Genomic DNA, 13,591 nt, shown 5'->3' with positions numbered 1-13,591 from the left:
CTGACTACTTTCCAATCTCAGTGCGCACGGCAAAGAGTTCAGGGAAGAACGTCAGTTCGAGAGCTTTTTGTAAGAAAGGAGCACCAGAGCTTCCACCCGTACCCATCTTCATTCCGATGATGCGTTGCACCGTGCGCAGGTGACGGAAGCGCCAGAACTGGAAGTTTTCTTCTAAGTCCACAAGTTCTTCGCAGGTTTCGTATGCTTCCCAGTGTTCTTCGTGCTCGTTATAGATCGAGATAAACACCGACAGTAAATCCTCGGAGAACACCCAAGCTTTGGTGACGTCGCGGTTGAGTACGTCATCAGGGATGTCATATCCGCGGCGAGAGAGGTATCGCAGGAATTCGTCATAGATGGTGGGGGCATTCAATGCAGTTACGAGAAGAGCTTGAGCTTCAGGATCAGCGTCAAAGACTTTGATCATCTTCTCGTTCTTATTGCCCAGCATGAATTCGATGGCGCGATATTGGTGTGATTGAAAACCGCTCGAGTTACCTAAACGGTCACGAAATTGTGCATATTCACTGGGAGTCAACGTGGCCAGGACAGACCACTGCTCGGTGAGAGTCTTTTGGATGTGCTTGAGCCGAGCAATGCATTTGAGAGCTTGACCCAAATCGTCGTTGCGCAGATAGTTCGCTGCACCGATAAGTTCGTGCACCATTAACTTCATCCAGAGTTCCGTGGTCTGGTGCTGAATGATGAACAGCAGTTCATCATGATGATCACTCAAGGGTTTCTGTGCTGAGAGAAGAGTGTCGAGATCGAGATAACCGCCATAACTCATGCGGTCGGTGAAGTCAGTAACGACGGTTTCTTCGATATCGCGGGTGTTGTTTTCGACGCCCATGTGGTTCTACCTCCTTGTGGGAACTCATTCACCCTAGCTAGAAGAGGTGTTTCTTCGTCAGTGCTGGTGAGAAAAAAGTTTCTGTAGTCCCACACACCAATACAGTTGTTAGTTGAGACAACAAGGAGACACATGAGCATCACCCTGGGCAAAGACGACTGGTGGAAGGGTGCCGTTGTGTACCAGATCTACCCTCGCTCATTCGCTGACTCAAACGGCGACGGAATTGGAGACATCCCCGGCATAACTTCCAAGCTCGACTACCTGGCTGACTTGGGCGTGGATGTTCTCTGGCTTTCTCCTGTCTACAAGTCCCCTCAAGATGACAACGGCTATGACATCTCGGACTACCAAGACATCGATCCTCTCTTTGGCACGCTTGAGGACATGCGTCATCTCATCAATGAGACTCATGCCCGAGGAATGAAGCTCGTGATGGACCTCGTGGTCAATCACACCTCAGATGAGCACCCGTGGTTTGTGGAAAGCGCATCTTCGATAGATAACCCCAAGCGTGATTGGTATATCTGGCGTGACGCCGTCGACGGCCATGAACCCACCGACCACCAAGCGGCTTTCTCTGGCTCAGTGTGGCAGTGGAATGAAAACACTCAGCAATACTTCCTGCACATCTTCTCCAAAAAGCAGCCTGACCTGAACTGGGAAAACCCCGAAGTCCGTGCAGCTGTGTATTCAATGATGAACTGGTGGCTCGAGCAGGGCGTGGATGGCTTCCGCATGGACGTCATCAACCTCATTTCCAAGCACCAAGATTTCTCCGAAGCAGACGATCTATTTGGTCCCTGGATGAACGGTCCGCGTATTCACGAATTCCTCCAGGAAATGAACCGAGAGGTTCTCCGCGATAAGGGGCTGATTACGGTCGGTGAGATGCCTGGCTGCACCGTTGAGCTCGCTCAGCTCTACACCGCACCTGAACGCCACGAACTCAACATGGTGTTCACCTTCGAACACATGGACCTTGACACCCGTGAGGGTGGCTTTGGCAAGTGGGATTTGGTTCCCTTCACGGTCAAGGCGCTCAAAGAGAACCTCAATAAGTGGCAGAAGGGTCTCGAGCAGGTTGGCTGGAACTCCCTCTATTGGAACAACCACGACCAGCCACGTATTGTCTCGCGCTGGGGCAATGACTCAGCAGAACACCGGGTGAACTCGGCCAAAGCCTTCGGCACTGTGCTGCACTTGATGCGTGGAACGCCGTATGTGTATCAGGGTGAAGAGTTCGGTATGACCAGTGCTCACTTCACCAAATTGAGCCAATACCGTGACCTGGAAACCCTCAACTGGGCAGCTGAGGCACCCGGCATGGGAATCTCTGAGGACTATGTCCTCAAAGCCGTCGGTTACAAGGGCCGCGACAATGCCCGCACACCCATGCAGTGGGATGACTCAGCCAATGCGGGTTTCACCACGGGTGAACCCTGGATTTCGGTCAACACCAACTACCCCGAGATCAACGCAGCAGCTGCTGTAGATGATGCTGATTCTGTCTTCCACCATTACCAAAAACTTATTTCCATGCGTCACGGCATGGACGTAGTGGTTGATGGGTCGTTCGACATGCTCTGGATTGAACACGAGCAACTCTTCGCTTACACACGCGAGCTGAACGGTCGAGTGTTGACGGTTGTTGCGAACCTGTCTGATGAGACGGTGTCACTACCTGAGGCAGTCTCAGGCGATGCCGTTCTCGGTGAGAAGTCAGAGGTGCTTGCTCCGTGGCAAGCTTTCGTGACGTTGCAGAACTAGTTTCTATTCATGTCTGAATCCTTTGTTTTGCTCTGGGGTGCAATATCCCTGAGTGAGCAGGAATCTGATGAGTTATATCCATTACTCACTCCTTCAGAGCGCGCTCGTGCTGCTTCCCTAGGGCATGTGCTGTCACAGCGTTATCTCTCGGGTAGGTATCTCGCCAGAAAATTGGGCGGGGACATTCTGGGCCAGGCATGGACTTCAGTAATCCCGGTGGCACAGTGCAGTGAATGCGGGATGGATCATGGCGCCATCACCCTTAAGGGCACTGATGTTCACATCAGCTTGTCTTCGAGCGGCTCAGCAGTGGTTGCAGCAGGTATCCGCGGTCAACATATTGGTGTCGACATAGAGCAAGGAAACCTAGGGGACTCTCGAGAAGTTGCGGGCAAAGCAGGAACCCAGACAGTCACCCTTGGTTCCTGGTGTGAATACGAAGCGGTGGTGAAAGCTATGGGTGTTGGAAATACCGTCAGTATCGATGAGTTAGACCCAACGGTCATCTCTTCCCAGTACACCGTGCACAAAGCCACACAGCACGAGAGATTTGTACTTGCTGTTGCGGTGAGCCGCTAGTTCAAGGCTGGGAGAGCTGTCTGAAAAAGCCAGCGCTCAAACAGGGGCCCGAGATTCTCTGAAGTGCTGTTCTGGCACAACGCGATGAAATCCTCAGTGGTGCCCAATGCGTGAGCGTGTTCAGCAACCCACTTCTTCACGATGGCGAAGAAGGTCTTGTCTCCGACTACACGTCGCAATGCGTGCAGTGTGAGAGCACCTCGTTTGTAAACCCGGTCGTCAAACATCAGGTCGGGACCAGGATCGGCTAGAAGAAGGTCTTGATCGAGCTGGCGCAACAACACATGGTGGGACTCGGCCATTCCTTGCGTGGTTATTCCACCGGCTTTTTCGGACCAGAGCCACTCGGCATAACACGCAAAACCTTCGTTGAGCCAGATGTCACTCCACTGGGCAATGCCTACGCTGTTCCCAAACCATTGGTGGGCAAGCTCGTGAGCCACGAGTCGTTCTTCCGGGTTGGTTCCGTTGAGGTGGTTGGCCCCAAAGATGGCCATGCCCTGGGCTTCGAGAGGAATCTCGAGCTCATCTTCGGTAGCAACTACGGTGTAACTCTGGAAGGGGTATTCGCCGAACGTCTCGTTAAAGAACGAAAGCATATCTTCGAGTTTGGAGAGATCAGATGTGACCTTCCCTTGGTTTGCAGGCGGGAAGAACGTGTGAACTGTGACGCCTGAAAGTTCTTCTTCACGCTGTCGGTAGCGCCCAATTTGAACGGAGGCCAGGTAGGTGGGCGTAGGAATGTTTTGACGGAAGTTCCAGGTGGTGAGCCCAGATTTCTCCGAGGTGCTCATCAACTCTCCTGTGGCTGCTACTGAGTAGCTGCGTTCGGTAGTGAGAGAAATCTCAAAAGTTGATTTGTAGCGGGGAAGGTCGTTACACGGGAACCACGTGGGTGCACCCGTTGGTTGTGCTGCAACAACAATCCCATCGTTCAATTCTTCCCATCCGACTGTTCCCCAACGGGAACTGCGGGGGCGTGGGGTGCCGGAGTAGTGAACTTCTAGTTCGAAGGTGGAACCCGCAGGAAACTCTTCACCGAGTTTGATAGCGAGCTTGGTGGGACTTTGTTTGAAGTTTTTATTCGCTTTGCCATCAACGGAGACCTTACCCACGTGAAGGCCAGAGATGTCTAAAGAGATGAGTCGAACTGCCCTCAGCAACCTCACGGTGAGAGTGGCAACTGCCTTGAGATGCCCTGACGACATTCTGTAATGCAGATTGAGTGCGTAGTGCTCAATGAAGAAATCTGCACTTCCTGAATCTGGGGTGTAGGAATCTACCGCCACAATCACACCGTCTTCACTGACGCTGTGTCTGAAAAGTATTTCCGCACAGTCACTTCACGCCATGGGCCAATAGGGTTACCGCTCCAGCGGCTTCCCTCTGGAACGGCTTCACCACGCATGACTAGAGATGCCGGACCGACGGTGCTGTGGGCACCGATGCGTGCGGCAGGAAGAATCACACTGTGGGGGCCGAGAGTTCCGCCCGCTTCCACCGTTACCGTGTCCATACTCATCACTCTGTCATGGAACAGATGTGTTTGCAGAACAGTGCCTCTGTTGACGGTGGCGCCGTCACCGAGGGTGACCAGATCCGCTTCAGGAAGCCAATACGTTTCACACCAAACTCCGCCGCCAATCTTGGCGCCCAGGCTGCGCAGCCACCAGACAAGACCGAGGGTGCCATTCATGTAGTTGGCAAACCAAGGCGCAGCCACCATCTCGACAAAGGTGTCGGCCACTTCGTTGCGCCAAATAAAGGAAGACCACAGTGGCTTTTCTTGGGGCTTAATTTTGCCCACAAGAACCCACTTCGCAATGGTGCTGACGGCTGCTGCGATGATTCCTGCCGCCCACAACAAGGGGCCACTGAGCAGCACTGCAGCCCACATTCCCCACAACGAATCCGCAAGCAAAATGCCACACACCACGGCAAAGCCAATGAGGGCGGTAACCAGCACGGGAACAAACCTGGTCAGCTCCCACAAACTACGGGCAATCCGGAGCCATTGAGATGGTTTGTAGGTGCGCTCACGGTCTCCTTCAGCGATGAGTCTGCGCAAGCGCATGGGCGGAGAACCCAACCAGGACGATCCTTCTTTGGCCTTGCGAGGAGCACTCGATAGGACGGCCACCAAGGCATCTTTAGGAACCTTACGTCCGGCAGGTGCCAAGCCAGAGTTGCCGATGAAGGCACGCTTACCAATCTCTACCGGCCCAATAAACATCCACCCGTTACCGAGTGCATAGGGAGCAATCATGGTGTCATCAGCCAAGAAGACATCGTCACCAATGGTGGACATCTTGGGAAGCATCAACACGGTTGACGCTTCCACGTTGTGTCCGACCTTGGCTCCCAGCATGCGCAGCCAGATCGGGGTGAACAGGCTTGAGTAGAGAGGAAAGAGGAATGTGCGAGCCAAATCGAGGATTCGCTCCACACTCCATGCTTGCCACCCAGCCCAGCTGTGAACCGGGAAGATGCCTTCTCGCATAGTGAGGCTGAGGATGCGAACAGAGGCAAGAACGAGAACAGTAAAGATAAATCCGGCGAGCACTGTCGCAGGGATAAATCCCACCGCGACGATGCTCAGCACGTCAGAGACCGACTGCGTCTGCTGCAATGCGGCTAACACAACTGCAGCACCACACAATAAAGACACCAGAGGGAATAGTGCAAAGACTCCCGAAGAGAAAGCGAAGAGCGCCCCCCACGCGCGAGATTGTGTGGCGGGTTCCTGTGGCCACCACGCTTTGACCTTGCCTTCACGTTTGGCTGGGGAACCACTCCACAGCTGTCCTGCAGGAACTTTTCCAAACACGCTCGAGCCGGGAGCAATCTCAGCAAACTTGCCAATACGAGTTCCCGGGGCGAGAGTGCTGCGTGCACCGATGGTTGCGTGAGCACCAATGCGGATTTCACCCACACGAACTACATCGCCGTCGATCCAATAACCGGTGAGATCAACCTCAGGTTCAATCGATGCACCTGCACCAACCCACAACATCCCGGTGATGGGAGGGAGGGTGTGCATGGTGACACCCTGACCAATTCGTGCACCCAGTGCCCGTGCATAGGCGGTGACCCAGGGTGCTCCAGCCAACGTCACCGCTCCGATATGTGAGGCTGCCTGTTCTGCAAACCACAAACGCAAATGGGTGGAGCCACCTCGGAGATAGTTTCCGGGTCGCAACCCTGCGAGCACAGTTCTGGAAATCGCAACGCTGAGCAACATTCGGCCCCACGGGGAACCAAATAACAAGATGCCCGGAATCAAAATGGCAAGCGGAGCAGTCGGCAGGAAGTCAACAACGCCCAGCAAGCCCAGCAACGTGGATGCGGCCAGGGCATAAAACAACCATCTCAGTCCCGCCAACGCAAACAAGGGAATGGAGAGCACTGCCTGGATGAGCTGCGGGGATTGGGGAACTTTTGGTGATTTGTGGAAGGACCCGGAGGGAATAAGTTCTCCTGCTGTGCTGACATCGATGAAGTCAGACATGGATCCCAACCGAGGGTGGGCATAGATATCTGCCACCGTCATGCTGGGGTACAGGGCACGGAGCCTTCCAACTAGTTGGGCAGCTGCCAGAGAACCCCCACCGGTGTCAAAGAAGTGTGTGTTGAGGTCCGTCACGGGAACACCGAGAACTACAGCCCATTCGCTGGCGACGCGTCGTTCGATCTCTGTGAAATCGAGTTCATCTAGGTCAGCGTTAGCTAGCGGCCAGGGCAGAGCAGCTTTATCGACTTTGCCGGAGGTTCTAACCGGAAGCTCAGCAAGAGGAACCAGTAATGGAATGAGAGGCGCGGGGAGGGAATCACGCAAGGTCACCAGTGCATCAGCGACAGAGAAAGTCTCAACCTCAGTGACACTGATGTAGCCGACAAGAACCTTGTTGCCTGCCTGTGTTGTTTGCACAACCACAGCCCCTGCGGTGACATCGGGGAGAGCACTCAGAGCACTTTCAATTTCACCCAGTTCAATTCGGCGGCCACCGACCTTGACTTGGTCATCAACACGACCGACAAAAATCAGGCCTTCTGCTTCATAGCGAACCATGTCGCCGCTGCGGTAAGCACGATCCCAGCCCAATGTGGGGAAGGGGGCATAAACCTGGGAGTCTTTCTCCGTATCCAGATATCTCGCAAGTCCCACGCCACCAATGATCAGCTCGCCGGTTTCACCTTCTGCAACACGATGCCCTTCGGAGTTGACCACAGCGAGGTCCCACCCGTCCAGGGGGAGCCCAATTCTCATGGGTCCGCTACCGGTGGTTTGCGCTCCACAGGCAACGACCGTTGCCTCGGTGGGGCCATAGGTGTTCCAGACCTCACGGCCGGATGAAGCCAGTTTTTCTGCCAGCTCGAGTGGGAATGCTTCACCACCGAAAATCAACAGACGAATGTTTTCAAGGGCATCCTCGGGCCACATCGCTGCCAAGGTGGGCACAGTCGAGACAATGGTGATGCCATTGGCCATCAGCCATGGTCCTAGGTCTGAACCCGATCTGACCAAAGAACGAGGGGCAGGAACGAGACAACCACCGTGGCCCCAGGCAAGCCACATCTCTTCACACGATGCATCAAACGCAACGGAGAGGCCTGCAAGCACTCGGTCTTGGGCATTGATTGGTTCGGCTTGCAAAAACATCCGAGACTCTGCATCGACAAAGGCAGCTGCAGAGCGGTGGGAGACGGCGACGCCCTTGGGCTTCCCCGTTGAGCCAGAGGTAAAAATAATCCATGCGTCGTCGGTCTCGAGGGGAGCAAACTCTTCAGGAAAGACGGTCTCGCGGTAGTCAAAATCAATCTGACCTACTTGTCTGAGTTCCCCGCCGGGTATCTCTGACTGCAGGAACTTACCGCCGGTGGCGATAACTCCGTTGACTTCTGCTTCTGAAAACACAACTCGTGCGCGTTCATCAGGATCATCGGCATCGACAGGAACGTAGGCAGCACCCGCATGCAGAATTCCCAAGATGGCGATGTATAAATCAACACTGCCCGACTCAATTCGAATGCCCACACGATTGCCCCGCTGCACCCCATAGGAATGGAGTTGGTGGGCCACGGCCAGAGCCTGTTCTGTTAAGTCTCGATAGCTCAGACGAGTAGTACCGTCGTCCAAAGCTGTTTCGTCAGCGTTGGAATTGGTGACCTCGCGGAAGATGTCGATGAGTGTCCGTGGGGCCGGGGCACTACTCAGACGAGAGAGCACCGACTGTGCTTCACGGCTCTGAGAAAGGTTTTCGGGCATGGGGCACATTATTGCGTGTGCCAGTGAACGCTAAATGAACAAGTTGCCGACACGGCACAAAGTAGGCGGTTTGTTAACCTTCGCCCCATAGCTTTTTCTCGCAAGCAAGAGAAACGAAACCCCTGAAGGAATTCTCATGGCAAATGCTAAAGACAAGAAAGAGCTCAAAAAGAAGCTCTCAAAAAGACTGACTGAAGCTCGCGGCCTCGCAAAGAAGCTCGAGACCAAGGCAAAGAAGTCAATCAAGAAGGCAGCTGACGAGGCAGAATCCCTCGCCAAGAAGGACCTCAAGAAGGCAACCAAGTCCGCAAAGAAGGTTGTCGTCAAGGCCACTGCAAAGGTTGAAAAGGCAAAGAAGGCAACTAAGGCAGCAGCGAAGCCTGCAGCAAAGGTTGCAGCGAAGCCAGCGGTGAAAGCTGCTTCAACTCCTGCGGTTCAGAAACCTGTTTCTAAGCCAGCGGCTAAAAAGGCGGCACCAAAGCCTGCTGCAAAGCCAGCTGCACGCACAGCAACGCCTTCAGCTAGCTGGACCGTTGTTGCACTTCGTGACTACGCCCGCACGAATGGAATTTCCGGTTACACCGGGCTGACCAAGGCGGCTCTCCTGGCCAAGATCAAGGCGTCAGGAAAGTAAGACTGATTCATTAAATAGGGGCGTCGGGAAACCGGCGCCTCTGCTTACTTAAGTCCCTTGGCGTATTTCCTCAGCCACTTATTGAAGGCGGGACCGAGGTCTTCACGTTCTCCGGCGAGTTGAACGATGGCTTTGAGATAAGAGAGTTTGTCACCGGTATCGAAGCGGCGGTATTCGTGAACTAGTCCAAACACTGGCCCGGCTATTGAGGTGTCCTGTGCCATTCGGTCTAGCGCATCAGATAGTTGTATTTCGCCGCCAAAACCTGGCTTGAGTCTCTTGAGGACATCAAATACACCTGGCTGCAAAACGTACCGGCCGATGGCAACGAGCCGAGACGGTGCTGACTCCACTTCCGGTTTTTCAACGAACCCTTTGATCCCAAAGATGTGTTCACTTTCAGTGGTGACCACATCGGCAACACCATAACGGGACAGATGTGATTGTGGAACTTCCATGAGAGCAATGACTGAAGCTCGTTCTGTGTGAGCAATCCACATCATCTCGGAGAGGAGGTCATCGCCGTGTTCGATGATGTCATCGCCTAGGAGCAACGCGAAAGGCTCTCCTGCAACAAAGGTTTCTGCCTTGAGCACGGCATGACCCAGACCTAGAGGGTTGCCCTGTCTGACGTAGTGGAGATCAACATCCTCGGTGATGGTGGTGATCTGTTCTAGTTTTGCCACATCATTTCGAGCAGTGAGTATGTTCTCTAACTCCACGTTGCGATCAAAGTGGTTTTCCAGAGCTTGTTTGTTTCTCCCTGTGATGAGGAGAAGGTGATTGAGTCCGCTTCCGATAGCTTCTTCAACGACATATTGAATTGCAGGCTTGTCAATGACGGGGAGCATTTCTTTGGGCATGGCCTTGGTAGCGGGGAGGAATCGCGTTCCCATACCCGCTGCAGGAATGACTGCTTTTGTAATTGACGTGATCACGATGAGCGATTCTTGAGTCTGTTTCGGATGATTTCAATGGGAAGTGGCAACGAAGAAATAATGACGAAGCTGATCACCACTAATTCGATATTGTGTCGAACCCAGGGGATTGTTCCTAAGAAATAGCCTGCTGTCATCAGACCAGCCACCCACGCGATGGCGCCTGCGATGTTGTAAACCAAATAGCGACGCCAACCGAAGTTAGACATCCCCACAGTCAGTGGCACCAGTGCTCGAAGCACCGGGATAAACCGGGCCAAGATAATTGCACGCGCTCCGTAGTGGTGATAAAACTCTTTTGTTTTCTCCACGACTTTCTTGTTGAAGAACCAGGTGTCATCTCGGTTGAACACTCGTGGACCCAACTTGTGCCCCAGCCAGTAACCAACCTCTGAACCTGCCACAGCGGCAAAGAGGACAAGCGCTATTGCGGGAATCAAAGGGATGGTGGTCAACACCGTCGACAGGGTCAGCCCGAGCAGAAAGAGCAATGAGTCTCCTGGGAGGAACGAACCCAGAATCGTGGCTGTTTCTGTAAAAATCAGCGCCGCTACTCCCAGGACGGCGAGAGCCCCGAGAGCCTCAATGATTCCTTGGGCATCAAACCAGTTCAGGACTGGACTCCAGCTCAGTCCCGGTGAAGGCCGCCGCTGCGCGGTAGGTCTTCAGCAGGTTTTCATTGTTTGCTTTCCATGACTTCTTCAAGACCGAACGCCGACCTGCTTCCCCCATGCGGGCCGCAAGTCGAGGGACAGACAAGATTTCGGTCACGGCATCAATGAAGCCGGTTTTGTTTTCCGGCTCGATCAAACGACCATTTTCGCCATCAGAAATGAGGAAACGTGGGCCTCCTACAGCGGGAGCAACCACTGGTATTCCAGAAGCCTGAGCTTCTTGAATGGTCTGGCCGAAGGTTTCTTCTGTGCCGTAGTGAACAAAAGCATCGAGGGCTGCGTAGGCAGATGAGAGTTCCTGGCCTTGCAATGCACCAGTAAAGCTCACTGATTTGCCCGAGAAGAGGGCTTCCAGGTTCTTTCGTTCAGGGCCGTCCCCCACAATGACCAGCGCAGTGTCTGGAAGGTCAGCCAACTCGAGCATGCGGTGTACTTGCTTCTCGGGCGCCAGGCGCCCTACAAAACCGATGAGGTTTTTCTTTCCTCGCGCGTGGAGAGAGCGGAATGCGACAGTCGCGGCGTCGTCTTTGTTGCGAGGGTGAAAGAGTTCCAGATCTACTCCTCGACCCCATACGCCAACACGCTGCACGCCAAGCTTGAGCAGGTAGGCGGCAGATTCGGGAGTAGGTGCCAAGTTCATGGTGGCGGGGCCGTGAATAGCAGCAACGAATCGATCAACCACAGGCTTAGCAAACTGCATGCCATAGCGCTGCAGATATCCAGCAATGTCGGTCTGGTAAATCGCGACGGTAGGAATGCCGAGCTTGTTGGCGATTGCAATTGCTTGACCTCCCAAGAAGAACGGGGAAGCAACGTGGATCACGTCTGGCTTGAATTCTTCAAGAGTTGCTTGAAGAGCCAAAGGTGGAAGACCCACTTGGAATTGCATAAAGGGCAAAGCTAAAGTTCGGACTACGTTGAATCCCAAATACCTCTTAGTTGGTGCAGTGGGGGCAATGATGATGACCTCATGGCCAGCTTCTTTGAGTGTGTCAACTACTCGAAGTACTGAGTTGGTTACTCCGTTAAGTGTGGGGAGAAATGACTCTGTCACGATTGCAACCCGCATGCTCATGCCCCTAAGTTACAAAGGCTTATTTGGTGAGAACCGACGTGGGGGGAAATGGCGAGTGAACGAGTGGTGAAGACTTTGAACGTCGCACTGTCCAGGGGTGATCGTGTACGCGAGACAACACTGGTCGCTTGGGGTTAATTCCGTCTCCAGCAGCAATACCGCGCAATCTTCTACCGACAAACGGGGTCACGTGAGTGGCAATCCATTTGACATGTTCTAGCAATGTCATGCCATCTTTGAGGCGTGGTTCAAGAACCGGGGTTTCGATTCGATAGGGCAAACCTAAAAGCTTCGCAGCTTTGTTTGCAACATGCGCGTGTCCACGTGGACCGAAATGAACACAGTCGTCTGACCAGACTCGTAAACGACGCAAGGTTGGGCTGCGATAGACATCCACGACCAAGACATTCTGTTCGGATGCAACTTCTTCGATGAGTTTGGTGAGTTCTTTAGCCCGCAGTGCACCGCCACGAAAAGACCAGTGATGCACTGGATTGATGCAGTTGGTTAACACAACAGTGATGCCAGCTGCTTTGAGTACTTGAACAGCATCCGTGAATTGTGCCCGAACTAAGTCCCAGCTTTTTCGAGGACGCCATAAGTCGTTCGCGCCAGCCATAATGGTGACTAGGTCGGGCTCAAGGAGCAGTGCTTTGTTGACTTGGTCAGAAAGTATTTCAGCGGAGTTCCTGCTTCTCACAGCGAGGTTGGCATAGAGAAAGTCTTCACCAGAAGCCAAGGCATCTTCGTTGAGCAATACTGCAAACCGATCAGCCCAGCCAGCAAATAATCTGTCTTTTTCAAAACGGTCATCGCCGAGACCCTCAGTGAGTGAGTCACCGAGGGCAACATATCGTCGATAGACAGCAGTGGCCACACGTTAATCCTCGCGATGAGGATTAACGTGTGGCCACTTGACACCAAACGCTAAGCAAACAGTCGGCGCTATTTACTCACTTCTGATGAGTACCCTGCCTTGTCGATGGCAGCGATGACCTCATCCGCGGGGATGGGGGCGTCGCTTTCCACTGTGACTTTTCCTGTGGGAAGGTCAACGGTAACTGAAGTGACGTGATCGAGCTCACTCACTTCTTTGGTGACGCTGGCAACACAGTGCTGACAGGTCATGCCCGTTGCAGTGAAAGATGACGTGGCCATTACATACCCGCCAACATCTGCTTCATCCTGTCGATTTCAGCGCTTTGGCTCTTAATAATGTTGGCTGCGAGTTCTTTCGCTTCGGCATTGTCAGAGTTCTCGATCATCTTGGCCATCTGGAGAGCACCTTGGTGATGACCAATCATGCCTTCGAGGTAGAGCTTGTCGAACGCAGCGCCTTGGGCATTTTCTAGAGCAGTCATCTGTTCATCGGTGAGCATGCCACCCATTCCCATGTCATGGCCCATGTCCATGCTTGATCCTGAGGACTCAATCCATGCCGTCATCTGCTTGATCTCAGGTGCTTGGGCTTCCTTGATCTGCTTGGCCAGGGCCAAGATTTCAGGGTTGGTGGTGCGAGTCTCAGCGAGGGTGGACATGTCCACGGCCTGCTGGTGGTGAGGAATCATCATCTGGGCAAACATGATGTCGGTTCCAGAGAATCCTGAAGAACTTAGATTGTTCGCCATCATGCCGCCGTCCATCATTCCATTGGAGCCTGTGCCACCAATGTTGATGGTGCAGCCGGCAAGGGAAACTGCTCCAGCAAGTGCAACGGCAGTGAATCCAGCAATTTTGTGTTTCTTGTTAAACATTGGGTATTCCTTTACGTCATAAATAAGAGTGTGAACTTCTGAGCGCAT

The 13,591-nt window shown here is 53.5% G+C and carries 12 protein-coding genes; 3 read left to right on the top strand and 9 right to left on the bottom strand.

Annotated elements, in window-relative coordinates; translation table 11 throughout:
* Positions 1 to 4: 4 nt before the first annotated feature.
* Positions 5 to 853, bottom strand: a complete 849-nt coding sequence (gene kynA / locus AURUGA1_RS07375; RefSeq protein WP_114129546.1) for a tryptophan 2,3-dioxygenase — start codon at positions 851 to 853, stop codon at positions 5 to 7.
* A gap of 132 nt (positions 854 to 985) precedes the next feature.
* Here kynA and AURUGA1_RS07370 point away from each other — a divergent pair, with 132 nt between their 5' ends.
* Both AURUGA1_RS07370 and AURUGA1_RS08085 read left to right on the top strand, forming a co-directional pair.
* Positions 986 to 2,623, top strand: coding sequence for an alpha-glucosidase (locus AURUGA1_RS07370; protein WP_114129545.1), 1,638 nt, complete (start codon positions 986 to 988; stop codon positions 2,621 to 2,623).
* A gap of 9 nt (positions 2,624 to 2,632) precedes the next feature.
* Positions 2,633 to 3,202 carry a 4'-phosphopantetheinyl transferase superfamily protein gene (locus AURUGA1_RS08085; protein WP_162784096.1) on the top strand — a complete coding sequence of 190 codons (570 nt, stop codon included), beginning with the start codon at positions 2,633 to 2,635 and terminating at the stop codon, positions 3,200 to 3,202.
* Here AURUGA1_RS08085 and AURUGA1_RS07360 read toward each other — a convergent pair.
* On the bottom strand, positions 3,199 to 4,491 hold the full coding sequence (locus tag AURUGA1_RS07360) for a M1 family metallopeptidase (RefSeq protein ID WP_240187360.1): 1,293 nt from the start codon (positions 4,489 to 4,491) through the stop codon (positions 3,199 to 3,201). The genes AURUGA1_RS08085 and AURUGA1_RS07360 overlap by 4 nt on opposite strands.
* Positions 4,492 to 4,493: 2 nt before the next feature.
* Positions 4,494 to 8,468 (bottom strand): Pls/PosA family non-ribosomal peptide synthetase, encoded by a 3,975-nt coding sequence (locus AURUGA1_RS07355; protein ID WP_114129543.1) that lies wholly within the window; start codon positions 8,466 to 8,468, stop codon positions 4,494 to 4,496.
* A gap of 136 nt (positions 8,469 to 8,604) precedes the next feature.
* On the opposite strand from AURUGA1_RS07355, the gene AURUGA1_RS08120 reads away from it, so the two are divergent.
* Positions 8,605 to 9,102, top strand: coding sequence for a hypothetical protein (locus AURUGA1_RS08120; protein WP_205214644.1), 498 nt, complete (start codon positions 8,605 to 8,607; stop codon positions 9,100 to 9,102).
* A 44-nt stretch (positions 9,103 to 9,146) separates the two neighbouring features.
* Here AURUGA1_RS08120 and AURUGA1_RS07345 read toward each other — a convergent pair whose 3' ends face one another.
* The 6 genes from AURUGA1_RS07345 to AURUGA1_RS07320 all read right to left on the bottom strand — a co-directional run bounded on the left by AURUGA1_RS07345 (position 9,147) and on the right by AURUGA1_RS07320 (position 13,543).
* On the bottom strand, positions 9,147 to 10,040 hold the full coding sequence (locus AURUGA1_RS07345; RefSeq protein WP_114129542.1) for a UTP--glucose-1-phosphate uridylyltransferase: 894 nt from the start codon (positions 10,038 to 10,040) through the stop codon (positions 9,147 to 9,149).
* Entirely contained in the window at positions 10,037 to 10,558 is a 522-nt protein-coding gene (locus AURUGA1_RS07340) for a DedA family protein (protein ID WP_256372995.1), read from the bottom strand. The genes AURUGA1_RS07345 and AURUGA1_RS07340 overlap by 4 nt, the downstream gene beginning before the upstream one ends.
* A gap of 82 nt (positions 10,559 to 10,640) precedes the next feature.
* On the bottom strand, positions 10,641 to 11,789 hold the full coding sequence (locus AURUGA1_RS07335) for a glycosyltransferase family 1 protein (RefSeq protein WP_114129540.1): 1,149 nt from the start codon (positions 11,787 to 11,789) through the stop codon (positions 10,641 to 10,643).
* 19 nt (positions 11,790 to 11,808) lie between these two features.
* Complete coding sequence (locus tag AURUGA1_RS07330; protein ID WP_114129539.1) at positions 11,809 to 12,666, bottom strand: SGNH/GDSL hydrolase family protein; 858 nt, start codon at positions 12,664 to 12,666, stop codon at positions 11,809 to 11,811.
* A 68-nt stretch (positions 12,667 to 12,734) separates the two neighbouring features.
* A complete protein-coding gene (locus AURUGA1_RS07325; protein ID WP_114129538.1) occupies positions 12,735 to 12,947 on the bottom strand; it encodes a heavy-metal-associated domain-containing protein in 213 nt (70 codons plus the stop codon).
* Positions 12,947 to 13,543 (bottom strand): DUF305 domain-containing protein, encoded by a 597-nt coding sequence (locus tag AURUGA1_RS07320; protein WP_162784094.1) that lies wholly within the window; start codon positions 13,541 to 13,543, stop codon positions 12,947 to 12,949. Before AURUGA1_RS07320 ends, AURUGA1_RS07325 begins: the two co-directional genes overlap by 1 nt.
* Positions 13,544 to 13,591 lie beyond the last annotated feature (48 nt).

The organism is Aurantimicrobium sp. MWH-Uga1, assembly GCF_003325955.1.
Taxonomy (GTDB): Bacteria; Actinomycetota; Actinomycetes; order Actinomycetales; family Microbacteriaceae; genus Aurantimicrobium.
The sequence above is the reverse complement of the archived record's forward strand: the minus strand, read 5'-3'. Positions and strand labels throughout refer to the sequence as shown.

Excerpts from the sequence above, each read along its gene's own strand:
- kynA (WP_114129546.1), bottom strand. The coding sequence starts at position 853 with ATGGGCGTCGAAAACAACACCCGCGATATCGAAGAAACCGTCGTTACT.
- AURUGA1_RS07370 (WP_114129545.1), top strand. The coding sequence starts at position 986 with ATGAGCATCACCCTGGGCAAAGACGACTGGTGGAAGGGTGCCGTTGTG.
- AURUGA1_RS08085 (WP_162784096.1), top strand. The coding sequence starts at position 2,633 with ATGTCTGAATCCTTTGTTTTGCTCTGGGGTGCAATATCCCTGAGTGAG.
- AURUGA1_RS07355 (WP_114129543.1), bottom strand. The coding sequence starts at position 8,468 with ATGCCCGAAAACCTTTCTCAGAGCCGTGAAGCACAGTCGGTGCTCTCT.
- AURUGA1_RS08120 (WP_205214644.1), top strand. The coding sequence starts at position 8,605 with ATGGCAAATGCTAAAGACAAGAAAGAGCTCAAAAAGAAGCTCTCAAAA.
- AURUGA1_RS07335 (WP_114129540.1), bottom strand. The coding sequence starts at position 11,789 with ATGAGCATGCGGGTTGCAATCGTGACAGAGTCATTTCTCCCCACACTT.
- AURUGA1_RS07325 (WP_114129538.1), bottom strand. The coding sequence starts at position 12,947 with ATGGCCACGTCATCTTTCACTGCAACGGGCATGACCTGTCAGCACTGT.
- AURUGA1_RS07320 (WP_162784094.1), bottom strand. The coding sequence starts at position 13,543 with ATGTTTAACAAGAAACACAAAATTGCTGGATTCACTGCCGTTGCACTT.